This is a genomic window from Bacillus sp. BF2-3 (genome assembly GCF_008368795.1).
Taxonomy (GTDB): Bacteria; Bacillota; Bacilli; order Bacillales; family Bacillaceae_G; genus Bacillus_A; species Bacillus_A cereus.
The window spans coordinates 79,726-102,124 of the sequence record NZ_QOSA01000005.1; the positions used below are offsets into that span (position 1 = coordinate 79,726).

The following is a 22,399-nucleotide window of genomic DNA, read 5'->3' on the forward strand; positions in this document are numbered from 1 at the left end:
GCGTAAAGTATTATAGTTGAACTTGGTTATGCTTCACAGTTTTTATCGGGCGATCTATGAGTAAATTGTAAGTGAGCCCAATTAATACGAAAATGCCACCGATAACTTTACCAATTGAGAGTTCATTTGTTAGGAAGAAATCAATAATAGTCCCCGCAAATAATTGTCCGATAAAGATGAGTAATGTTAAATAAAAGGCTGATATTTTAGGAGTAATATAGTTGGATAATGAAATAACGATAACGCCTACTAATCCGCCTAAGTATACGGCGATAGGAATAGATTGCAATTTATGAATAGGGATATACAATGAATCTGAACTGAAAATTAAAAATAACATAGAGAAAAATAATCCAGTAATATAATTGAAAAACGTGCCTTCCCAGTTTCCAATTTCCTTTGCTAAATTCGCGTTAATAATTCTAGCAACGACGATAGAAACACCAGCTAAAATAGCGATAGTAATATATAACATATTTTTGCCCCCATTAATATATTGTCATGATAATAATCCCAGAAGAGATGAATACTAATCCAACTAGTTTTTTCTTTTCAAACTTTGCAACTTTCATTCCTAATAAGCCGAAATGATCGATAATGATGGAAGCAATGGATTGGCCGAGTAAACTTAATGCGATCGTAATAGAGGCACCAAGGACGGAGAAACTTATATTATTAAAAAGAACAGTGAATACTCCAATCGCTCCAGCGCTATATAAAAAAAGCGGAATACCTTTATCGAAATGAATTTTATGTTTGTTTAAGATTAAAACGAAAATAACTGCAATTAAACCGACAAGGTGAATGACCACGCTTGCTGTATACTTGCCAATTAACTCAGATAAAATCCCATTCAATGGAAGCATAACGGCGATGAGCACACCAATAAAGACAGAAAGAAAGTTATACAATGCAATATCCCCTTTGTATTTCATATTTGTAATGACTGTATCATGCTGAAATTGTGTATTACTATGACATATGTCATAGTGGAAGAAGAAAATTTTGATTACAATGGGGATGAGTTGTAAAGGTGGGGAACTATGAAGAAAGTATGTAATTCTATTAAATTAGCAGAGTATATGAAGAAAAATAATATTGATTCATTTTTTAGTCATGATATGAAGCCATATATGGAACTTATATTTTTTAAAAAGAATGAGTTTATTTGTAGAGAAAATGAAGAGATAGATTATTTATATTTCTTTGTTGAAGGAAAAGCGAAAGCGTTTAACACATTAAGTAACGGGAAATCCGTATTACTGTGTTTTTATGATAGTTTGCAGTTACTTGGAGATGTGGAGTTAATTCATTCCCAAAGGATTACTTCAAATGTACAAGTAATGGCAGATTCATATTGTGTTGGTTTACCATTAGGAAAAGTGAGAAATCAGCTATTTCATGATGCGAAATTTTTAAGATGTATTTGTGGATCGTTAGCACATAAGTTAAATCGACTTTCAAAAAATAGTACAATTAATTTATTGTATCCGCTTGAAAATAGACTTGCGAGTTACATGTTAGCAGCAGGGGAACGAGCAGTTCAGCATGAAAATAGAATTGTATTTAGTGGGAATTTAACGGAAATAGCGGAATTGTTAGGAACGAGCTATCGGCATTTGTTGCGAACATTAAATATTTTTTGTGATAAAGAGATAATAAAGAAGAACGATGGATGCTATGAAGTAGTAAACGTGGATGTTTTGAGAGAATTGGCAGCAGATGTTTATAAATAGGAGGAGAGTATAAATGATAACACCTATATTTAGAATTTTTGATATTGAAAAAGCAAAACTATTTTACTTAGGTTTTTTAGGATTTAAACTGGATTGGGAACATCGGTATGAGGAAAATATGCCATTATATTTGCAAATTTCGTTACAGGATGCTGTGATACATTTATCAGAACATCATGGTGATGCCTCACCAGGTGGTGCGATTCGGATCAAAATAGATGATGTAAAGGATTATCATTCTATATTATTAAGTAAAGAATATGCTTATTCGAAGCCGAATATAGAAAAAACACCTTGGGGTACAATTGAATTAACTGTAATTGATCCGTTTTCAAATAGAATTACACTGTACGAGGAAAAATTGTAGAAATGGAATGAAGAGTAGTTCATAGAGCAGTGAACTGCTCTTTTTTATTTTGAGTAGATATTGAATCATATAAAAAGAAAATGTTATGATTATGGAAACGTATGAATATATGAACAAGTATTCATACGTTTAAGAAGAGGAGGGATTAGAATGAAAGACCTAATTATTATTGGGGCGGGTCAAGCTGGATTAACAATGGGATATTACTTGAAGCAAGAAGGGTATAATTTTTTATTACTTGAGGCAGGAAAACGAGTTGGTGATTCATGGAGAAATCGATATGATTCTTTGCAGCTTTTTACCTCAAGGTCTTACAGTAGCTTGCCGGGTATGACGTTAATAGGTGAAAAAAATGAATTTCCATATAAAGATGAAATTGCAACTTATTTAGAAGAATATGCAAGACATTTTCAATTACCGGTACAATTACAAACGGAAGTTTTAAAGATAAAGAAAGAAAAAGAAATATTTGAATTACACACTCCTACAGAAATTTTACAAACGAAAAAAGTTATTATCGCATCAGGTGGTTTTCAGCAACCGTTTATTCCCTCAGTTTCAGCAAATCTATCATCACATATTTTTCAAATACATTCATCACAATATAAATCACCATCACAAATTCCTAAGGGAAAAGTACTAGTAGTAGGTGGTGGGAATTCAGGAATGCAAATTGCAGTAGAACTGGCAAAGACTCATGAAGTTACGGTGTCTATTAGTCATCCTTTAACGTTTTTACCGTTACAACTTTTTGGAAAAAGTATTTTTAATCTGCTAGAAAAAGTGGGTTTATTGTACGCTGAAATAAATACAAAGAGGGGAAGATGGTTTCAGAAGAGAAAGGACCCTATTTTCGGTTTTGAAGGTAAGAAACTTATTCGTAATGGAGCAATCAAACTGCAAGAAAAAGTAGTAAGTGCATCAGGAAATAACATTATGTTTCAGAATGGTGATACTTATAGTGCAGAAAGCATTATATGGTCAACTGGTTTTGTTCAAAATTATAATTGGATTGAAATTGAACAGGCAGTGAATGAGAAAGGATTTCCTAATCATATAAAGGGAATCAGTCCAGTAAAAGGATTGTATTATATCGGATTACCGTGGCAATCTCAAAGGGGTTCCGCACTTATTTGTGGTGTAGGAAAGGATGCAGCGTATGTACTTTCTGAAATCAAAAAAATAGATCAGTAGCAATAACTACTGATCATCCATATGTACATGAATTAGGAGAGGTCAAACATTTATTAACTTTATTATAATAGATTTTCATAGAATTAAAAACTGAAAATTCAAATTTAATGTTGAGAAAGTTTTTTGTATCGAAATATATGAAAAAATAGGGATTTTTATTAAAACAGAAAAAGATATTTCTATTTTAGTAAATTATGATATATTCTAAATAAGCGTGTTTTTCCATAAATGTAATTATTTTCATTGTAGTTTTGTTTATATGAGGGAAGGAGAAGTAATTATGAAGTTTGATGATCAACGCTTACTAGGAGTCCGATTAGGTTCTGTACTTGTGACAGAGGAAAATCAATATTTAGTAATTAAGAAAAAAGATCATTATGCACTGTTAAATATACATAATTTAGAATGCACTCATGTTGAAGTGCAGTTAGAACATTTGGAAGAAATGTTGCGGGAAGATTTCCAAGAAAGTATAACGGAGATTATCGCACCAGAACATATAAAAATTGTTGCGAAAAATGTTATATAGATAAAGATGCTGGAAGGAACAGCTTCTTTATTTTCATTATAAGGATAACGTTTTTACAACCTCACCAATGATCCCTTCCATTTGATGAACACCTAAATCGGAATTGGTCATAATAACAGCAACATTCCCGCAGTATGGATAACAAACCATCATACATTGAAATCCAACGCCCCATCCGAGTGAATAAACCTGTAATTTCCCATTAGAATCATCTAGAAAAACACCCAATCCAGTCCATTTTGAGCAACCTTGAGGAGAAATCATGTCTATTACTAATTTTTGAGAAAGTTTTAGTTTGCCCTTTCCTTGTAAGGAATGAATGATTTCAATAACTAAAGCTGATAAGTCAGTTGGTGTTGTCCAAATACCTGAAGCAGCTGCGAATGGATAAAATGGATACTTCTCATTTGTTACAGTTCTATCTTTATTATGTCCGCAAGCAAAAACATCGGTTTTATCTATGTCTTTTGGAGAAAAAAGTGTACTATTTTTCATTTGTAATGGCTGGAAGATGTGTTCTTCTACTAACTGACTAAATGATCTTCCTGTAATATCTTCTAGTAGTAGTTCGATTATACAAAAGTTTGCGTCTGAGTAGTGAAATTCACTTTCTGGTTTATAAGTTACCTCTATAGGTACGGGGCAATATAGTGTTTTACCGGAAAGGAGCTCAGACATATTAGGTAAGCCTTTTGCAGGTGTATAATGTTCAAAACTATTAGGTGGATCAATGAGTCCAGATTGATGGCTTAATAAGTTTCTCAAAGTGATGCTTTTTTGTGAAGTAAATAGATTAGTAGGATTGTTCCAAGATGTGAGTTTATCATTTACGTCTTCGTCTAAATGCAAGATTTCTTGATCTGATAACATTAGTACGAGCATTGTAGTGATGAATTTGCTGATAGAACAAGAATTAAAGAGAGAATTTGTAGTAACAGCTCTAGTTGTTCCAGCTTCAAGTGTTCCAAAGGCAGTCGCTTCATCTAGTTTGCCATTACATATAACAGCGAGGCTTAAACCTGCAACGGAATATTGGTTCATTTTCTCGTATATATTGCTACTTTTTAAGTTCATGGTGACTCCTTTCTTTAAAGACAGAATATTATTTTTATTATACAGTAGTAAAAAAAAGAAAACACTTCGTCATTCACCAATGAAGTGTTTTCTTTTTTAGTTAGTTTGAAGTGAACTTTTGAAAAAATTTGTCTCGGTACATGTACATAACCCATGAGATTGTTATTAAAGAAATGATGATTTGTTTGTTTTTAATTGGTGCATTGAAAACAAGCCAACCAACTATATCAAATAACAAATGTAGCACGATTGAAAGAACTACAAATTGAAGTAACGTATTTAAAAATCTTTTCATAAAGTGTCCCCCTAAAATAATAGGTTTTATTAACAGTTTGATATAGTGATATTATACATTAAATGTTTATTGTGGTAAAATTTACATAAGTTAGTGGAATAAAGCAAATGAAAGTTAGTAAGGGGGAACATTCATGGAATTCTGGATGGTTATACTGATAGTAGCCGTTGGTTTCATTTATATCGCTGAAAAATTAGCTACAATTGAAAAGAAAAATGATGCGCGTTTAAAGAGAATTGAAGATAGATTACAATTAATTACGAAAGAAATGGGAATTATAGAAAGAGAACCTGAAATTAATAAAGAACTACGCCAGCTTGTAGAAGAAGGCAAAAAAGTTACAGCAGTTAAGAGAGTAAGAGAAGCTTTTGGGTTTTCTTTACTAGAAGCGAAGCAATATGTTGATAAATTATAAAAAAGATCATCCATTTGGGTGATCTTTTTCACTGCACCATGCGTGTATTTACATAAGCCGCGATTATAAAGTGTCCAATTATATGGAACAAACATTTGAGATAAATTGTCTAATATAGGTAATAACTATTTAGCTTGAAAGAAAGGGTTGATAACATGAAAAAGAATACGTTGTTAAAAGTAGGATTATGTGTAAGTTTACTAGGAACAACTCAATTTGTTAGCACGATTTCTTCTGCACAAGCATCACAAAAGGTAGAGCAAACAGTAATCAAAAATGAGACGGGAACCATTTCAATATCTCAGTTAAACAAGAATGTATGGGTTCATACGGAGTTAGGTTATTTTAATGGAGAAGCAGTTCCTTCGAACGGTCTAGTTCTTAATACTGCTAAAGGACTAGTGCTTGTTGATTCTTCTTGGGATGACAAATTAACGAAGGAACTAATAGAAATGGTAGAAAAGAAATTTCAGAAGCGCGTAACGGATGTCATTATTACACATGCGCACGCCGATCGAATTGGCGGAATAAAAACGTTGAAAGAAAGAGGAATTAAAGCGCATAGTACAGCATTAACCGCAGAACTAGCAAAGAAAAGTGGATATGAAGAGCCACTTGGAGATTTACAAACAGTTACGAATTTGAAGTTTGGCAATACAAAAGTAGAAACGTTCTATCCAGGGAAAGGACATACAGAAGATAATATTGTTGTTTGGTTGCCGCAATATAAAATTTTAGCTGGAGGCTGTTTAGTAAAATCTGCGGAAGCTAAAAATTTAGGAAATGTTGCGGATGCGTACGTAAATGAATGGTCCACATCGATTGAGAATATGCTGAAGCGATATGGAAATATAAATTCGGTAGTACCTGGTCACGGGGAAGTAGGAGACAAGGGATTACTTTTACATACATTGGATTTATTAAAATAAGAAATTGTAGAAATACAAAAGAAAGGAGAAATAATTTTCTCCTCTCTTTCTTCTAACTATATTTAAATGCTGAATCTGTCGATTACGTCAGCATATATTACTGAGATTTTAATTCCAAGTATACAAATACTAGTACTGTCATAATTGCAATAACAACGTAAGTAGCATCAAGCATTATAAGTGTTTTTAAAGTTTCAGTCATCGTAATTCACCCCTGTTATAAAAATATAACATGATCTTTTTATTGATTAGATAAGAGATCATAAAGATAAAATGTATATGAAATTTCTTAAGTAGCTTCTATATAAATATATCATATAAATAATGTAAGTAATGTTAAGATAATGTAAATGTATTGTAAATAAAGAGGTTTACAATGAAGGCTTTAATAAAAAAATGATAGTTCCTTAAAATAAAAAATACGCTATTTTCATATGAGATGAATTGCAATTATTTGTATAAGGGATTCAAAAAAATTTTTTCGTTGTATATATTTCTCCAAATTAATTATTTAGCTATTTAAAAGTATCGAAAGATGTGTGCACACTAATGTATATTTTTTGGATGTCAATAAAAGTATTATGTCAACAATATGAACTGTCACAAATCTTTATATATTATTGTGATTGATATCACATCACTTTTTTTCAATGGGTATTATGCTTAAGGTGTAATGAATGATTGGGAGAGGGTGGGATGATATGTTTTGTTATCAATGTGAACAAACGCCAACAGGCGGATGTAAAGTAATGGGTGTTTGTGGCAAGAATGAAACGATTGCGAGTTTACAAGATACGATTGTGTTTGGGCTAAAAGGAATTGCAGCTTATCGCACACATGCTGCTCAGCTAGGGTATACGGATGCATTTGTAGATGCTACAACACAAGAAGCTTTATATATGACATTAACAAATTCTAACTTTAACGAACAAGAGCATATTGATATGGCTATGAAAGTTGGGAAATCAGCTTTACGGGTGATGGAGTTATTGGATGAGGCACATACGAATCATTTTGGTGTGCCAGAGCCTGTACAAATTACACAAAATCGTGTAGAAGGTAAAGCAATTGTAGTTACGGGCCATAATTTATTTGCATTAGAAGAACTATTAAAGCAAACAGAAGGAAAAGACATTAATATTTATACGCATTCTGAAATGCTACCAGCACACGGATACCCGCAGCTGAAAAAATATAAACATTTAAAAGGAAACATCGGTAAGGCATGGTATGATCAAAGACGCCTTTTTGAAAAATTTACTGGTGCCATATTAGCTACAACGAACTGTGTTATGCCAATTAAAGGCTCGTACTCTGATCGATTCTTTTCATATGAAATTGCAGGTTTAGAAGGTGTACAAAAAATTGAAAATGATGATTTTACACCATTGATTCAAAAAGCGCTAGAACTTCCAGAAGTACATATGGAGTCGGATGAACAGTTAGTGACAGGGTTTCATCATAATACAGTATTATCATTAGCTCCAGAAATTATTGATGCAGTAAAAGAGGGGAAGATAAAGCGTTTTTTTGTTATCGCCGGTTGTGATGCACCGGGAAAAGGCGGAGAATATTATCGTGAATTAGCAACGTCACTTCCGCCAGAAACGGTTATTTTAACAACTTCTTGCGGGAAATTCCGCTTTAATGATGTGGATTACGGTGTTGTACCTGGTACGGAAATTCCGCGTTACATTGATTTAGGACAGTGCAATAATTCAATTTCTACAGTGAAAATAGCGGCTGCTTTAGCTGATGCTTTTCAATGTGAAGTGAATGAATTGCCAGTAAGTATTGTACTATCATGGTTTGAACAAAAAGCGGTTGCCATTTTACTCGGGCTATTTAGTCTTGGGATTCAAGATATTCGCATTGGTCCAAAGGCTCCTGAATTTATTTCACCTGGCGTGCTTGATGTATTACAAGAAACATTTGGTTTAAAACTAGTTACAAATGCAGCAGAAGACATGGCTATGATGTTATCGTAACGGAAAAGATGTTTTCACTTAATTGTGGTTTTATAAATCATTTGTATGTGTGTGAGTAAACGCACATACAAATGATTATTAATAAAGAAAATCGCTATATCTATAAATTTTATAGAGCTTTTAAAGTGTAACACCACATGCCCATCACCTTAAGATTTTAAGTATCCCCAAAACGAAATTTCTACATGAATATCTATAATTTTACCTCTTTTTCATTTGATTTGAAAATAAGCTTTCTATTTTTAAAAACCAACGATACCACCTCAAATTATAGGAATAAAATCCATTCATTTATTAGGAAAATGGATTGAAAATAATAAGGTAGACTAAAAAGTAAAATATTATTTATGATAATCATTCTTTTATAAAATTTAAATTGGAAATAGCCCTACTCATTTTGATTGCGCATTTTCAAAATGGAGGGGCTTTTTTTACTGTAAAATCAATAACTGCATCTTATTTTTGTTGAAAAAATTCTCATTCTTATTTTGAAAGTGATATGGGTACATTTACATGCACATCAATCTTTTATTATGAAGTGGCCCTTGAATATATTGTTTTTTATTGACAGACATAAAAATGATTTATTTGCTGTATTGATAATTTGTAGACGTTATAATAAAATGTTTATGTATATGTAAACTTAATTTATTTTTGTTTGGTTTTATTGTGAGGTTAGGCAGTGTTAATAACAATAAAATAATGAATATATCACCTGTAAAAAGAATGAAACCAATACGGAGAAGATGATTTTGTTAAAAATTCGAAAAATAAGCGTTATTAGCTCTTGAAGAAAAATGACTAGAAAAATTACAAGCATATGGAAAATAGGGTTATACAAAAAGTCCTAAAGGGGGACGGAATTATGGAGAAAAGAAAGTATTCAGTAACACCACAAGATCGAATGAATTATGTATTAGGTCTTTATTCTGCAGATCAACAAATTAATGCAGTTCTTTATTTTCCTGTAGGTATATCTAAGGAAATACTTGAAGAATCAGTAAGGATAACGTTGCAATTGCAACCAGTTTTGAACAGCCGGTTTGTAGAAAATGATATTCCTTACTGGGAGGAACATTCATCTGACACTAACTCATCTATTTGCTTTTTTGCAGAAGGAAATAATCAAGAACTTGAAATAATGGCAATAGATTTTATTAAGGAACCTGGTGATCGTATTCAGGGGCCTATGGTTCAAACGAAATTATTACGGGGCACTACAATAGATATGTTAGTTGTGAAATTGTCTCATCTATGTTCAGATGGTGCAGGAGTCAAGGAATATATAAAATTGCTTGGAACAATATATACTCACCTTTCATTGGGACGGTCTAAGAAGCAAATTATAAAGGAATTTGATGAGGGAAATGAGAGTTGTCGAGATCAATCACATGTATTCAAATACGCTGGAATATCGGACATAAAAAGTGCGTATCGACCTAACCAAGAACAACAGGCATCGTTATGGTCTTTTCCATCTCAACCTAACAAAAATAAATTTCCCCAAATGTCCGTACGGCGATTGAGCCATAAGCAAACTCTACGTTTAACCCAATGGACAAAAGCACAACAGGTTACCTTGAATGATGTAATCATGACTGCTTACTTCCGAGTTTTATCACATTTCACTGTGTATGCAGAACCTCGTACTGCAGAAAAAATGATTGGTTTGACAATTGATTTACGTCGATATCTGCCTAATAATACAACTGGTGCTATTTGCAACTTATCCGGTATGGAAATGCCAGTGATTAAAATGGAAGACGATGAAACATTTAAGCAGACTCTTGTTCGAGTTAAACAATCAATGGATAAAATAAAGTCTCAAAATCCAGGTCTTTCTTCAGCAGCAGGAATGGAGTTACTGGCAGAAATGAAGCTATCTACAGTGAAGGAAATGTATAATCAGCAATATGAACAGGCTGTACAGATGGGGATGGCGTTGCCATTACTGACAAATTTGGGAGTGATTGCTGAGGAACCTATTCAGTTTGGTCAAATTCAAGCTGAGGACGGGTATATGGCATCACCTATTATGTATGCACCATTCTTTTCAATGGGAGCAAGCTCTTATAATGGAAGGCTTACATTTACGATCGGTTATCATGCGCCGGATACATCAAAAGAAAAGGTAGAAAAATTTTTAGATAGTGTTGCTAATCAACTATCAGAAATAAAATAAAAGAGAATATAGAGAACAGATTTCTAACAGAATTGTATTTTAGGGGCTCGTATCATGTACGGATAATCTCTGGAAATTTTCTCTGACCGCACTTGCCTTTATGCTTTATATGCAATGGGAATGGTAGTGAGAAACAATTTGTATCGTGAAAAAACAAGATATATCGGTATAAAAACAATAAAACAGAGCTGATTTAAATTACACTTTGAATCAGTTCTGTTTTGCTAGTGTGATGGTCCTTACAATAAAAAAAGTAGGCTGTATCCGGTTAGGGTAAAGCGGATTTTTAATTTTTTTGAAAATAAAGTTGACATCCATAACTACTTAGTCATACAATATAGATGTAATAAGTGATACTGAATAGTTCAGATTCACAAAAACGGTTCAGTAAAAAATTCGCCTTAGTACTCTGTAATACTGAATATAAGTCAGACAGAATAGGGGGTAAAGGAGGATCAGAACATGGAAAATTTAACTGAAATGTTGAAAGGTTCACTGGAAGGGTGTGTGCTGGAAATCATTAGCCGCCGTGAAACGTATGGTTATGAGATTACTCGCCACCTGAATGATCTTGGGTTTACCGAAGTCGTGGAAGGAACGGTCTATACCATCCTCGTACGATTAGAGAAGAAAAAGCTTGTGAATATTGAAAAGAAACCATCAGATATGGGGCCGCCTCGTAAGTTTTATTCATTAAATGAAGCTGGCCGTCAGGAGCTTGAATTATTTTGGAGAAAATGGGATTTTGTATCGTCAAAAATTAACGTCTTGAAGTCAAACTAGCCTCATAATATAAAATGTTTCGGCCGATATTTTGAGAATTTCTTGTTCGGTTTTATAAAAAAGGAGGAAAATAAGATGTTAGAAATGTTCAAAAAGTTAATTGGTGATAAAAAAGAGTACAAAATGATGATGGCACGAGTTGAGGCTCTGCCAGAGGACTACCAATTTGTATTTAAGAAAATTCAAAACTACATGTGGAATTTTTCAGCGGGTAACGGGATGGATATGTTACACATACAGTATGAATTAATCGATTTGTTCGAAGCGGGTGCAGCGGAAGGAAGACAAGTGCTTGACATTACTGGGGATGACGTGGCTTCCTTTGCTGACGAACTAGTGGCAAATGCTAAAACTTACGTCTCCAAGTATCGTGAAGATTTGAATGAAAGTATTATGAAGAAATTGAGAAAAAAATAAATGGAATAAGTAGTACCGACTGATTAGCTGGTTACACATATGAATTGCCATCATAGCTATTCAGTTATATTTTTAATTCGGTACTAAGTAATACAGAATATCAGTGATACTAAATAGATAGAGGTAAATAAATAGTCTTCGCAAAACATTTTTATAGGGAGGAAAAAAGTATGAGTCATGCAGTGATTTCTGTAAAAGGCTTGAAAAAATCCTTTAAAGACAAGGAAGTTTTAAAAGGGGTAGATTTTGAGGTGCAGCGTGGAGAAATTTTCGCGCTGCTAGGCTCAAATGGAGCGGGAAAGACGACAACGGTCAACATCCTTTCGACACTAATGAAGCAAGATAGCGGTGAAGTAAGTATTTGTGGATTTGATGTACAGAGTCAACCAGATCATGTTCGTCAAAGTATCAGTTTGACAGGGCAGTTCGCAGCTTTAGACGGTATGCTGACTGGGAGGGAAAACTTGATAATGATCGCCAAATTACGTGGTGTTTCCAATCCCGCTCAAGTTGCTGACAATCTACTTGCAAGATTTAGCCTGACTGATGCGGCAAACCAAAGGGCAGATCAGTATTCAGGCGGGATGAAGCGCCGGCTTGATATCGCGATGAGTTTGATTGGGGCGCCAGCAGTTATTTTTCTTGACGAACCAACGACTGGACTTGATCCTGAAGCGCGAATCGAAGTGTGGGATACAGTCAAGGAACTTGCTGGTAGCGGTACAACTATTTTGCTTACGACTCAGTACTTGGAGGAAGCAGAACAACTGGCAGACCGTATCGCTATTTTGCATGGCGGAAAAATTATTACGACAGGTACTCTTGCTGAACTAAAAGAGATGTTCCCGCCAGCAAAAGTGGAGTATATCGAGAAGCAACCGACATTGGAAGAAATATTCCTTTCGATCATTGGCAAAAAGGAGGAGATGTAAATGAAAAGTAAAACAGGTGTATTACTAGGTCGTTTAATGCGTAACATTATGCGCAGTCCGGATACAATTATTACAGTAGCGATTACACCGATTATGATGATGCTATTATTTGTCTACGTGTTTGGCGGCGCAATAAAAACTGGAACGGAAAACTACGTTAATTATTTATTGCCGGGAATTTTGCTAATGGCTATCGCATCCGGTGTAGCTTACACTTCCGTGCGACTCTTTACGGATGTAAAGAGTGGGCTGATGGCACGTTTCATTACGATGCCTATTAAGCGCTCATCCATATTGTGGGCTCACGTTTTAACCTCTCTAGTTGCTAATGTACTTACTATCGTGGTGGTTATTCTTGTTGCACTCTTAATGGGTTTCCGTTCCAGTGCTAATATTCTAGATTGGCTCGCGGTAGCTGGGATACTTGGGATGTTTACGCTGGCGCTAACATGGCTAGCTATCATTCCAGGATTGAAAGCGAGGTCTATGGAAGGGGCGACTGCTTACTCGTACCCGCTAGTTTTTCTTCCATTTATTAGTTCGGCCTTTGTGCCTACCGAAACGATGCCAAAAATTGTTCGTGCATTTGCAGAGAATCAGCCTGTAACTTCAATCGTGAATGCGATTCGTGCTCTTTTATATGAAGGAACTGTTGGAAACGATATTTGGATTGCGCTCGCTTGGTGCGTAGGTATAATGATTATTTCTTACTTTTTCGCCAGTAAAGCATTTAAACGTCAGTTAGGGTAAGAAACGAGATAAACGAAACCTTCGGGAATAATATATATTTAGAAAAGCACGGGAGATTTTCCGTGCTTTTATTATTTATCATGCTCTCATTGTAGTAAATGAAATGGTATTTAAAAATAGAATAATTGTCCATAAAGCTTAATATTTGAGGCTCACTGCTTATGGAATGTATAAGCGCACTCGTTTTTGTAAATCTGCTAATACTTCATCGGGAATTTCTTTTATTTTTATATCCTTCCCTAGAAAAAGCAGCCAATTTATTATTTCCGTCATTTCATCGGGATTGTTAACATTGATAAAAGTTTGTAAAATGGCTGTGGATTGGTAAGGATTAGTATAAGATATTGAAATTTTTAAAGGATGGTATTTTTTGAACTGGGCAATTGCTGTCGGACCAAGTTCAAATACAAGGTTAATTGCTTCGTCCTTCTTACTTAGTTTTTCTAAAATCTTTTTCTTATTTAGCCTTTTGTTCGTCGTGTATGGTTCGATATTAATGAGATCATCGACAGGAAACATCATCTTCTTTTCTTTTTTTAAGTCAAACCCTTCAATGATCCAATGGCTTTTTTCTTGATAAAGGTGCAATAGATAAATTGGATAAGACTTGATTTCTTCATCTTCTTTCATAGTAATCAATAAATGGTTATCCAAAAGAAGGATTTGAATGAGTTTTTCTAACATAGGATGGGGGAGATCAGAAAGCTCAAGTAGATCGGGATTATGAGGGTTAGTCCCTTGGAAAAGCAAGAGTTGATTTAAAAGAACGAGATCATCTTGCTGGGTTTCTGAGATGAGTCCTAGTAGTTTTTCGGCTAAAGATTGACGACTCTTTAGGTAGGGAAGTTGTTGATTCCTCGTAGCCATAAAGGCAATAAAAAGAGCTTTCACTTCATTATCAGTAAAGCGAACAACGGGCAGGATAGAGTTGTGCATAACAAAATATCCCCCGGTCCTCCCAACTTCAGCGACAAGTGGCATTCCCATAGCTTCAATTTCTCTAATGTCTCTAATAGCTGTCGACCGTGATATGTTAAATTCTTGTATAATTTCAGAAATTGTAAAGTGAGAGCGGTTGTTGATATACCGCATAATTGTATTAATCCGTTCAACTTTTTTCATTTTAGTCTCCTAAACAGTATCATTTTTTGACATGGTTTAAAGGTATTATAAACGTATCAGATGAAAAGATAAATCGTTTGATTAATAAAAAAAGAGGCAGGTTTTGAATATGAAAAATTATTCTATAGAAGAAAAAGATAGCTTTATTGTGTTAGGTATTGGAACTGAAATTAAGAGTGAATACACAGACTTTGCTGGAATAAATAAAGAAAAGGACGACTTTTGGTCGGCTGTTAAAGAAGATGGAAGGCTGGACACTTTAAAAGCTTTAGCGACAAATGAATATATTTTTTCTGTGAGCGAAGCGGTGAATAACAAAATGATGTATTATGCGGGTGTCATGACAGAAGCACAAATAGAAGAAGAATCTAGAGTGATTCAGTTTCCGAGGGGAGAATACTTAGTAGTAAAAGGGGAAGACAAAACAGCTGAAGAGTTAAGTAATAAGTTGACTGGCATCGCCTTCGGTCAAGCTTTACCAGATGCAAATGAGTTTGCTTATGTTGGTGGACCAAATACGACGGTTGAGATGGGGAAAAGAAACGGCTTAGTGTTTGGTGAAATGTGGATTCCAGTTGTAAGGAAGTAAAGTGATAAAAGATACGAATATGGGAAGTAGAGGCTAACAATCTTGGATTGTTGGCCTTTTTAACATGAATATAATATTCATGTGCTGCTACACAGTATGTTCTGATAAAATGGAATGAAAGGGAATTACTGTAAGGTGGTGGTGGGGTGAATAAAAAAAGGCTATTTGAGCTATTCATAGTAACGTTTGTTTTTCTATTCCTTCATGTAAGTACATTTACAAATGAGAAGTTTAACGATAAATTGGGTGCTTTTACTTACATTGTTTTATTTCTTATGCTTACTATCAACGCTATATTTATAGAAAGGTATTTTGGTGATATACAAAAGTGGATTCGAAATATTACATGTTGCTTTGCTTTATTCGTAGTGGTTTTAGTAGCTCTATGGATAGGTTATTTTTAGTCCTTACTTAAGAGAATGAGAAATATGTGATTACACTACATTTGATCCGATACTATTACTTAGCTGCATCGGTTTATATTAATCTTTTCTCTCCTCAATCATGATAAAATGTACAATAGGAAATTTTATGTAAGATAAAGAAGGAAGGTTTATGGTGAGCCTGAGTACTTTGCTAGCTTTTGCGCTTGTTTTACTTAGTATGGTTTGTTCACCTGGGCCTATTTTGATTTATCTTATTTCTCGTTCCATTACGTAGGGGCGTATGGCAGGATTTATTTTTTTTATTGAGCATCATGCTTGGATTTGTAATTCATATAAATGAAGCGACTTTAGTATTCACTCAAAAATCCATTGTCTATGAAACAACTAGATTTGTAAACGGCTTTAATAGAAAGATGTCTATTGTATTTTTTGCGGCAAGATTAAATAGCTTTTTTGTTACTTTACAATAAAGTATACTTAATATCAGTAATTCATGTAATTAGGGGTGGTTTCTATATTTAGAGAAAATACAAAAAGGATACTTCTGTCATTAGTAACAAATCCAATACTAATAATTGTATACGGAATTTTTTGTTATGAGTTGGCCTTATACTGTAAGTACGGAAGAATGAATTATAATATTTACATTTTGTTATTATGTATAGTACTTTTTATATCCATAACTACATTTACTACAATGCGGGTGATAAAAAATAGAGAATATGAATCTAAAAAATTAACAAATTCAATAGCATGGAGATCCATTTCTATTATCATTATTGTTGCAATTACATCATTTTATGGGATGCAGATTTATAAAAGTGCAATAAATTACAATGGTAAATTGGCATGGTTTATAGAAAAGTTAAAACATGAAAGGTCAGTTAAACTTAAACATAATAATATATATAAGTCTGGAGTAGAAGGTATTTTTGAAGATATAAATAAAAAATATCCTTTGCCAAAGAAATTGTATATGGCAACTGATTTTGATCTTACATTTCATTCAGATGGAACAATCACAGCGTTTGATACATTTGTTTATGGGAAAAATGATGATGGGAAAGAAGAAACTTATTTAATCTCTTATAATAAGAAGAAGTCAGAAAATATTACTATAATACGAGACGGATACGCAAAGCCTGATTATAATGATGATAAATTAGTAGAACCTTTAATTGAAACGGTTAAGGCGATTCCAGTTAAGCAAACGGTTAGAAAATGGAATGAAAGTAAGTATGGGTTGATTTATTATGGAAAAAGAAATTGGGGATCCAATACAGAGGGAATTATTAATATTACTGAGGATGGTAAGGGACAGAGTCTTAAAAAAGCAGCTTCTGATATCATTGGATATACTGTATCTATATTTGTCCCTGGAAAAGAGCAAGAGCTAGTCCCTGCTAGATATAATTTAATAAGTGACGCAAGTTGGAGTAAATCAAAGACGCCTCCAAAAGAAGATATGCTTAAAGAGAAGAAACAACAAGATTTAAAGAATGAAAAAGAACAGTTTTTCCTATCGAAAGAAGTTGGTTATAAACTAAATATGACAGATAAAGCATTAGGGAGCGCCTTTTATTCATTAAGCAAGACTAGTGATGAAGGGAAAACATGGGAGGTTATCAATCCAGACCCATTTAATGGGGGGATTGGTAGTGTATCAGGAATCACTTTTATAAATGATAAACTTGGGTTTTTAGGAGCAATTAGGCCTTCTGGTAATGAAGGAGAGTTATATCGCACAGATGATGGGGGAGTATCTTTCAAAAAGGTAGAATATCCGCCGCATGAAGTGAAATTAGATCATACACAGTCCACAATAAGTCCTTTTGATTCACCTAGTATGCCATATGAGAAAGATGGGGTTTTTAATATGTTAGTTGGACAAGGGGCAGATGGAGACTACAATGGCGATAGTAGTGCACTTTATCAATCAAAAGATAACGGAGAGACATGGGAATTTGTAGAAGAAGTGAAAAAGAAATAATCAGAATTTTTTTGAAAAATAAGGTAACTACTTAGCTATACATTTTATTTAGAAGTTTGGTAAGGGGTATAATTCCAGCCATGAAGATAAAAATGGACCTATACCTCGCTGCCTTTCTTTGTTTTATTTCTTATGCTTACTACCAACGCTATATTTATAGAAAGGTATTTTGGTGATATACAAAAATGGATTCGAAATACCACATGTTGTTTTGCTTTATTTGTAGTGGTTTTAGTAGCTCTATGGATAGGGTACTCTTAGATCCTTACTTAAGAGAATGAGAAGTATGTGATTACAATACATTCGATCCGATAATATTACTTAGCTGCATCGTTTTATATTAATCTTTTCTCTCCTCAATCATGATAAAATGTACAATAGGAAATTTTATGTAAAATAAAGGGGGAAGGTTTATGGTCAGCTTGAGTACATTGGTAGCTTTTGCAATTGTTTCGCTTAGCATGGTTTGTTCACCTGGGCCTAATATGATTTACCTCATTTCCCGTTCCATTACGCAAGGACGTATGGCGGGATTTATTTCTTTATTGGGCATCATGCTCGGATTTGTAATCTATATAATCGCAACTATGTTTGGACTTACAGTTCTATTCGTTGCTGTTCCCGCTGTATATGAAGCAGTAAAGTGGGCAGGTGCTGCTTACTTGCTCTGGCTCGCCTGGAATTCGATTAAACCGGGTGCTACATCTATTATGGAACCTCGTATGATTTCTAATGAGCCACCAAGGAAATTATTTCTGAGGGGACTCATGACGAATCTTCTGAATCCAAAGATTGCTATTTTGTATGTATCACTTCTACCTCAATTTGAAGATCCAGAGAAGGGATCGTTGCTTTTTCAAGGTGCAGTTTTGGGGCTTACGCAAATCACTGTTAGCTTTATGGTTAACCTTGTAATTGTATGTACAGCAAGTAAAATTGCAAAATGGTTTGGCACACGCCCGACGTGGCTACGAGTACAGCGTTGGCTTATGGCAAGTGTTTTAACGGGGCTTGCTGTACGTCTTGCTTTTGAACGTCGACAGTAAGAGCCTCTTTACCGTCAGTTTCTATAATATAACCTAATAAATATTAATATAATTTATGTATAGTAGATATTTACCTTATAAAATAAGGGGGGAATATTATGACTGAGACAAACGAATCTTCAGGAGTTAATTTGAAAGAAGATGTGAAGTTTTCTATTATAATTCCTGCGCATAATGAAGAAAAGTACATTAGAAAATGTTTAGATTCAATTGCAAAGGCATCAGAGGCATATAAAGAGCAAACGGAAGTTATAGTTGTTTTAAATCGTTGTACAGATAAAACAGAGGAAATAGCAAAATCTTATAATTGTGTTACATTGAAAAATAACGATAAAAACTTATCTAAAATTCGAAATGCAGGGGCTAAAATAGCTAGTGGGGAAATAATCGTTACTATAGACGCTGATACCATAATGACAGAGTCTATGTTGTTTAATGTAGATAAATATTTAGCTTCAGGTACATACATTGGTGGTGGGGTGAATGGTAAGTTTGAAAGAATATCTTTAGGAATATTTCTCTCCGCAATGTTAATCATAATCCCCTTACTTTTTAAGTACGGAGCTATATCTGTAGGGATTTTTTGGTGCTATAGAAAAGACTTTATGGCAATCAACGGATTTAATGAAAACATGCTTATGGCAGAAGATGCAGATTTCGCTAAACGTTTAAAAGAGTGGGGAAAGAAAAATAATAAGAAATTCGGTACTATTAAAAATGGAATGATAACTTCATGCAGAAGATTTGATACATATGGAGACTGGACTTTACTTAAAAATCCCAAAGTAATTTTAGCTTATCTAAAAGGAAATGATAGAAAATACGCAGATAAGACATATTATGATAACCAAGAAAGATAAAAATGGAGAAAATCAGAAGAGGATAGCTAGTACTTTTTTAGATATAATGAGAATCCAACTTAATTTAATAGATATTATAAGAAAACCACCAATTTGATTATCCTTTTTCAAATTGGTGGTTTTTATTTTTGAAATAAATATGTATTTTTTTATAAAAATATTTTTTGACCCCCATAAAACTATGTATTCCTCCGAATATGTATAGTGAAGAAAATAAATAGAAGAAAAATGACTATGAAAGAATATAGAAGCATTAATAAAATTACTAGATTAGGTGGGCATCCAAAATAAAAGGATGAAATTACCAATGGTATAGAGGAGAGTTATTCAAGGATTGCAGATAAAATAGAAAAAGAATAAGCAAAACGAACGGTAGAAAATAAGAAAGTAGATAAAAATACAAACCTAACTGTAGTGCCGAGAGAAAAGGAAAAATCATTAAGAAAACGTTAGACTCTAAAAATATAACTAACAGCAAGAAAACAAGACCGAAGAAAAGTACCAAGAAAATCTGGTTAAATGGTCACTTGTGTAGTGGCCATTTTGCTATTTGAAGGAGGCTGGGAGATTACAAGTGTTGAGTTTAGTAATGAAGATCTTAAGAAAACCGAAAATAGAAGATATCGTATGTAACATACAAAACAACGAAGAAGATAAAGAAGCGTTTATCGTACAGTATCAGCCTTTTATTAGAAAATCAATCTCATCTGTCTGCCGCCGATATATTACAGAACAGGATGATGAATATAGCATTGGATTGTTTGCATTTAACGAAGCAATTGAACAGTATTCCTATACAAAAGGAAAATCCTTTTTAGCGTTTGCTGATCTTCTTATAAAAAGAGATGTAATTGACTATATACGTAAGGAGTCTAAACATAACTTTGTCTTTTTAAAAGAAGATGAGCAAGAGGAAATGTTAGAAATGCAAGTGTCGCTTACAGAGTATATGAAAGAGATGGAAAATAGTAACCGTAAGGAGGAAATTCTTCATTTTCAAAGTGTGCTAGCTGAGTTTAAAATCACATTCTCAGAGCTTGCTAAAGAATCTCCTAAGCATCGTGATACGCGTGAGCACTTAATAGAAATTGTAAAAATTATTATAAAAGAAGAGGAAATGATGGAAGAGCTGTTCCGAAAGAAAAAGTTACCGCTTAAACATATTGAACCGCGTGTTAGGGTAAGTCGTAAAACGTTGGAACGACATAGAAAATACATTATTGCAATGTGTATTATTTTTGCAAACAACTATACATATATTCTGGATTACATAAGAGGGGAAAAGCATGATGAATAAAGGAATTGTGATGGATATAAAAAAGCATAGCGTAGTTGTTTTAACACCAAATGGAGAGTTTATTACGTGTAAAAGAAAAGGGGATTCTTGCATGATCGGGGAGGAAATCTCATTTGATGAGCAAGAAAAAAAAGCATCGCATTTTTCGATCCCTTCCTTTTTAAAACCTGCATCAATACTTGTTGCTTGTTTTCTATTTGCAGTGCTGTTTTTCTACAACCAACCAGAAGAAAAAGTATTTGCTTACGTCTCAGTTGATATAAATCCAAGTTTAGAGGTGAGCGTAACGAAGGATTTTCGTGTTATAGATTTACAGGCTTGTAATGATGATGGAAGGCGTATTTTAAAAGAATTGAAGCAATGGGAAAATAAACAATTACAAGAAGTAATACGTACTATTATAAAGCAAAGTCAAGAGGATAAGTATTTAACGAATGATAAGCAAGTTATGCTAACAGCAGTTGCAAAGGACAAGGCGCTAGAACCACAGTTAGAAAAGGCAATGAAAGAATTGAAGAAAGAATATGAGTTAAAACATATTACAGTTGAATATCAAAGTAGCACGATGCAAGTACGAGAGAATGCTAGAAAAGCTGGAATTGGCACAGGTGTCTATATAAAGCAAGAGAATGAGAAAAACAAATCGCTTACTCCTCCTGCCACGCCGCCTAATCCGGTGGAAAATGAAGAAGAGGTGCAATCACAGCCGGAGTCATCTCCTGATGCATCAATGGATTTATCTCCTGTAGACGAAAAAAAATATGAAAAGCAAGAGCAGAAAGAACAAAAGAAAACAGAGGAACAGCCATCGAAGCAAATAAAAGAAAACAATGGAAGAGGATCTCAGCAAGAAAATAGAGGGAATCAACAGGAGAATAAAAGTAGAGAAGCTCAACAAGGAAATAATGGGAATCAGCAAGGGAACAACGGAAGAGGATCACAACAAGGGAATAATGGCAAGGAAGCAACGGAAGAGGCTCACAACAAGGGAATAATGGAAATGGGCAAGGGAACAACGGAAGAGGATCACAACAAGGAAATAATGGGAACGAGCACGGGAACAAAACAAGGAAATAATGGGAATCAGCAAGAGAACAAAGGAAGAGGATCACAACAAGGGAATAATGGAAATGGGCAAGGAAGCAACGGAAGAGGCTCACAACAAGGGAATAATGGAAATGGGCAAGGGAACAACGGAAGAGGATCACAACAAGGAAATAATGGGAACGAGCAAGGGAACAACGGAAGAGGGTCTCAACAAGGGAATAATGGGAACGAGCAAGGGAACAACGGAAGAGGGTCTCAACAAGGGAATAATGGGAATCAGCAAGAGAACAACGATAGAGAATCTCAAAAAGGAAATAATGGGAATCAGCAAGGGAACAATGGAAGAGGATCCCAGAAAGAAAATGGTGGAAACGAGCAAGGGAATAATGGTAGGGGGTCTCAACAAGAAAATAGAGGCCACCAGCAAGGGAATGAAAAGAAGAATCAATAGAATATGGAAGTGAGAGATTC

23 protein-coding genes and 3 pseudogenes are annotated in these 22,399 nt (G+C 34.2%); 21 read left to right on the plus strand and 5 right to left on the minus strand.

Going from position 1 to position 22,399, the window contains the following annotated elements; translation table 11 throughout:
• Positions 1-10: 10 nt before the first annotated feature.
• A complete protein-coding gene (locus tag DN401_RS04825) occupies positions 11-475 on the minus strand; it encodes a DMT family transporter (RefSeq protein ID WP_000965811.1) in 465 nt (154 codons plus the stop codon).
• Between the two features lie 13 nt (positions 476-488).
• On the minus strand, positions 489-935 hold the full coding sequence (locus tag DN401_RS04830) for a DMT family transporter (RefSeq protein ID WP_002024519.1): 447 nt from the start codon (positions 933-935) through the stop codon (positions 489-491).
• Between the two features lie 108 nt (positions 936-1,043).
• Between DN401_RS04830 and yeiL the strand changes: the two genes are divergently transcribed.
• From yeiL to DN401_RS04850, 4 genes are all read left to right on the plus strand, one after another.
• Positions 1,044-1,736, plus strand: a complete 693-nt coding sequence (gene yeiL, locus DN401_RS04835; protein ID WP_000754830.1) for a transcriptional regulator YeiL — start codon at positions 1,044-1,046, stop codon at positions 1,734-1,736.
• 13 nt (positions 1,737-1,749) lie between these two features.
• The gene (locus tag DN401_RS04840) at positions 1,750-2,103 is read left to right on the plus strand and encodes a glyoxalase superfamily protein (protein WP_086388722.1); all 354 of its coding nucleotides are present in this window, start codon (positions 1,750-1,752) and stop codon (positions 2,101-2,103) included.
• A 150-nt stretch (positions 2,104-2,253) separates the two neighbouring features.
• Positions 2,254-3,297: a flavin-containing monooxygenase gene (locus DN401_RS04845; RefSeq protein ID WP_149287611.1), complete on the plus strand. Its 1,044-nt coding sequence runs from the start codon at positions 2,254-2,256 to the stop codon at positions 3,295-3,297.
• Positions 3,298-3,577: 280 nt separating this feature from the next.
• The gene (locus tag DN401_RS04850; protein ID WP_000666948.1) at positions 3,578-3,826 is read left to right on the plus strand and encodes a hypothetical protein; all 249 of its coding nucleotides are present in this window, start codon (positions 3,578-3,580) and stop codon (positions 3,824-3,826) included.
• Positions 3,827-3,862: 36 nt separating this feature from the next.
• Here the strand turns inward: DN401_RS04850 and DN401_RS04855 are convergent, their stop codons facing one another.
• Complete coding sequence (locus DN401_RS04855; RefSeq protein ID WP_149287612.1) at positions 3,863-4,900, minus strand: serine hydrolase domain-containing protein; 1,038 nt, start codon at positions 4,898-4,900, stop codon at positions 3,863-3,865.
• A 100-nt stretch (positions 4,901-5,000) separates the two neighbouring features.
• Positions 5,001-5,195: a hypothetical protein gene (locus tag DN401_RS04860; protein ID WP_000819660.1), complete on the minus strand. Its 195-nt coding sequence runs from the start codon at positions 5,193-5,195 to the stop codon at positions 5,001-5,003.
• A gap of 133 nt (positions 5,196-5,328) precedes the next feature.
• Here DN401_RS04860 and DN401_RS04865 point away from each other — a divergent pair, with 133 nt between their 5' ends.
• The 8 genes from DN401_RS04865 (at position 5,329) to DN401_RS04900 (ending at position 13,591) form a co-directional block, all read left to right on the plus strand.
• The gene (locus DN401_RS04865) at positions 5,329-5,610 is read left to right on the plus strand and encodes a hypothetical protein (RefSeq protein WP_000397722.1); all 282 of its coding nucleotides are present in this window, start codon (positions 5,329-5,331) and stop codon (positions 5,608-5,610) included.
• 155 nt (positions 5,611-5,765) lie between these two features.
• Positions 5,766-6,539 carry a BcII family subclass B1 metallo-beta-lactamase gene (bla2, locus tag DN401_RS04870; RefSeq protein ID WP_086412733.1) on the plus strand — a complete coding sequence of 258 codons (774 nt, stop codon included), beginning with the start codon at positions 5,766-5,768 and terminating at the stop codon, positions 6,537-6,539.
• 701 nt (positions 6,540-7,240) lie between these two features.
• A complete protein-coding gene (gene hcp / locus DN401_RS04875) occupies positions 7,241-8,527 on the plus strand; it encodes a hydroxylamine reductase (RefSeq protein WP_002183800.1) in 1,287 nt (428 codons plus the stop codon).
• A gap of 865 nt (positions 8,528-9,392) precedes the next feature.
• Complete coding sequence (locus DN401_RS04880; RefSeq protein WP_000415478.1) at positions 9,393-10,709, plus strand: condensation domain-containing protein; 1,317 nt, start codon at positions 9,393-9,395, stop codon at positions 10,707-10,709.
• A gap of 462 nt (positions 10,710-11,171) precedes the next feature.
• Positions 11,172-11,492: a PadR family transcriptional regulator gene (locus DN401_RS04885; protein ID WP_000429484.1), complete on the plus strand. Its 321-nt coding sequence runs from the start codon at positions 11,172-11,174 to the stop codon at positions 11,490-11,492.
• Positions 11,493-11,567: 75 nt separating this feature from the next.
• Complete coding sequence (locus DN401_RS04890; RefSeq protein WP_000891986.1) at positions 11,568-11,909, plus strand: DUF1048 domain-containing protein; 342 nt, start codon at positions 11,568-11,570, stop codon at positions 11,907-11,909.
• Positions 11,910-12,079: 170 nt separating this feature from the next.
• The gene (locus DN401_RS04895) at positions 12,080-12,841 is read left to right on the plus strand and encodes an ABC transporter ATP-binding protein (protein ID WP_000017567.1); all 762 of its coding nucleotides are present in this window, start codon (positions 12,080-12,082) and stop codon (positions 12,839-12,841) included.
• Positions 12,842-13,591: an ABC transporter permease gene (locus DN401_RS04900; RefSeq protein ID WP_000837815.1), complete on the plus strand. Its 750-nt coding sequence runs from the start codon at positions 12,842-12,844 to the stop codon at positions 13,589-13,591.
• A 159-nt stretch (positions 13,592-13,750) separates the two neighbouring features.
• Here the strand turns inward: DN401_RS04900 and DN401_RS04905 are convergent, their stop codons facing one another.
• Entirely contained in the window at positions 13,751-14,713 is a 963-nt protein-coding gene (locus DN401_RS04905; protein WP_000755021.1) for a helix-turn-helix transcriptional regulator, read from the minus strand.
• A gap of 109 nt (positions 14,714-14,822) precedes the next feature.
• On the opposite strand from DN401_RS04905, the gene DN401_RS04910 reads away from it, so the two are divergent.
• The 9 genes and pseudogenes from DN401_RS04910 (at position 14,823) to DN401_RS04950 (ending at position 22,379) form a co-directional block, all read left to right on the plus strand.
• The gene (locus tag DN401_RS04910; protein ID WP_002026664.1) at positions 14,823-15,302 is read left to right on the plus strand and encodes a GyrI-like domain-containing protein; all 480 of its coding nucleotides are present in this window, start codon (positions 14,823-14,825) and stop codon (positions 15,300-15,302) included.
• A 146-nt stretch (positions 15,303-15,448) separates the two neighbouring features.
• Positions 15,449-15,706, plus strand: a complete 258-nt coding sequence (locus DN401_RS04915; RefSeq protein WP_001036206.1) for a DUF3963 domain-containing protein — start codon at positions 15,449-15,451, stop codon at positions 15,704-15,706.
• Between the two features lie 151 nt (positions 15,707-15,857).
• Positions 15,858-16,023 (plus strand): annotated as a pseudogene (locus DN401_RS30105) (LysE family translocator); the annotation flags it as partial.
• A 170-nt stretch (positions 16,024-16,193) separates the two neighbouring features.
• On the plus strand, positions 16,194-17,678 hold the full coding sequence (locus DN401_RS04925; RefSeq protein WP_308128348.1) for a WD40/YVTN/BNR-like repeat-containing protein: 1,485 nt from the start codon (positions 16,194-16,196) through the stop codon (positions 17,676-17,678).
• A gap of 105 nt (positions 17,679-17,783) precedes the next feature.
• Positions 17,784-17,939 (plus strand): annotated as a pseudogene (locus DN401_RS04930) (DUF3963 domain-containing protein); the annotation flags it as partial.
• A 152-nt stretch (positions 17,940-18,091) separates the two neighbouring features.
• The gene (locus DN401_RS04935; RefSeq protein WP_000254114.1) at positions 18,092-18,724 is read left to right on the plus strand and encodes a LysE family translocator; all 633 of its coding nucleotides are present in this window, start codon (positions 18,092-18,094) and stop codon (positions 18,722-18,724) included.
• A gap of 98 nt (positions 18,725-18,822) precedes the next feature.
• Positions 18,823-19,584 carry a glycosyltransferase family 2 protein gene (locus DN401_RS04940; RefSeq protein ID WP_098212556.1) on the plus strand — a complete coding sequence of 254 codons (762 nt, stop codon included), beginning with the start codon at positions 18,823-18,825 and terminating at the stop codon, positions 19,582-19,584.
• Between the two features lie 574 nt (positions 19,585-20,158).
• The gene (sigI, locus tag DN401_RS04945; RefSeq protein ID WP_002082432.1) at positions 20,159-20,881 is read left to right on the plus strand and encodes an RNA polymerase sigma factor SigI; all 723 of its coding nucleotides are present in this window, start codon (positions 20,159-20,161) and stop codon (positions 20,879-20,881) included.
• Positions 20,871-22,379, plus strand: a pseudogene (locus DN401_RS04950) (anti-sigma factor domain-containing protein). Before sigI ends, DN401_RS04950 begins: the two are co-directional and overlap by 11 nt.
• Positions 22,380-22,399: the final 20 nt, after the last annotated feature.

Coding starts and splice junctions, on each gene's coding strand:
- DN401_RS04850 (WP_000666948.1), top strand. CDS start 3,578: ATGAAGTTTGATGATCAACGCTTACTAGGAGTCCGATTAGGTTCTGTA.
- DN401_RS04895 (WP_000017567.1), top strand. CDS start 12,080: ATGAGTCATGCAGTGATTTCTGTAAAAGGCTTGAAAAAATCCTTTAAA.
- DN401_RS04845 (WP_149287611.1), top strand. CDS start 2,254: ATGAAAGACCTAATTATTATTGGGGCGGGTCAAGCTGGATTAACAATG.
- DN401_RS04910 (WP_002026664.1), top strand. CDS start 14,823: ATGAAAAATTATTCTATAGAAGAAAAAGATAGCTTTATTGTGTTAGGT.
- DN401_RS04885 (WP_000429484.1), top strand. CDS start 11,172: ATGGAAAATTTAACTGAAATGTTGAAAGGTTCACTGGAAGGGTGTGTG.
- yeiL (WP_000754830.1), top strand. CDS start 1,044: ATGAAGAAAGTATGTAATTCTATTAAATTAGCAGAGTATATGAAGAAA.
- hcp (WP_002183800.1), top strand. CDS start 7,241: ATGTTTTGTTATCAATGTGAACAAACGCCAACAGGCGGATGTAAAGTA.
- DN401_RS04860 (WP_000819660.1), bottom strand. CDS start 5,195: ATGAAAAGATTTTTAAATACGTTACTTCAATTTGTAGTTCTTTCAATC.
- DN401_RS04855 (WP_149287612.1), bottom strand. CDS start 4,900: ATGAACTTAAAAAGTAGCAATATATACGAGAAAATGAACCAATATTCC.
- bla2 (WP_086412733.1), top strand. CDS start 5,766: ATGAAAAAGAATACGTTGTTAAAAGTAGGATTATGTGTAAGTTTACTA.
- DN401_RS04880 (WP_000415478.1), top strand. CDS start 9,393: ATGGAGAAAAGAAAGTATTCAGTAACACCACAAGATCGAATGAATTAT.
- DN401_RS04825 (WP_000965811.1), bottom strand. CDS start 475: ATGTTATATATTACTATCGCTATTTTAGCTGGTGTTTCTATCGTCGTT.
- DN401_RS04935 (WP_000254114.1), top strand. CDS start 18,092: ATGGTCAGCTTGAGTACATTGGTAGCTTTTGCAATTGTTTCGCTTAGC.
- DN401_RS04940 (WP_098212556.1), top strand. CDS start 18,823: ATGACTGAGACAAACGAATCTTCAGGAGTTAATTTGAAAGAAGATGTG.
- DN401_RS04900 (WP_000837815.1), top strand. CDS start 12,842: ATGAAAAGTAAAACAGGTGTATTACTAGGTCGTTTAATGCGTAACATT.
- DN401_RS04905 (WP_000755021.1), bottom strand. CDS start 14,713: ATGAAAAAAGTTGAACGGATTAATACAATTATGCGGTATATCAACAAC.
- DN401_RS04890 (WP_000891986.1), top strand. CDS start 11,568: ATGTTAGAAATGTTCAAAAAGTTAATTGGTGATAAAAAAGAGTACAAA.
- DN401_RS04830 (WP_002024519.1), bottom strand. CDS start 935: ATGAAATACAAAGGGGATATTGCATTGTATAACTTTCTTTCTGTCTTT.
- DN401_RS04840 (WP_086388722.1), top strand. CDS start 1,750: ATGATAACACCTATATTTAGAATTTTTGATATTGAAAAAGCAAAACTA.
- DN401_RS04865 (WP_000397722.1), top strand. CDS start 5,329: ATGGAATTCTGGATGGTTATACTGATAGTAGCCGTTGGTTTCATTTAT.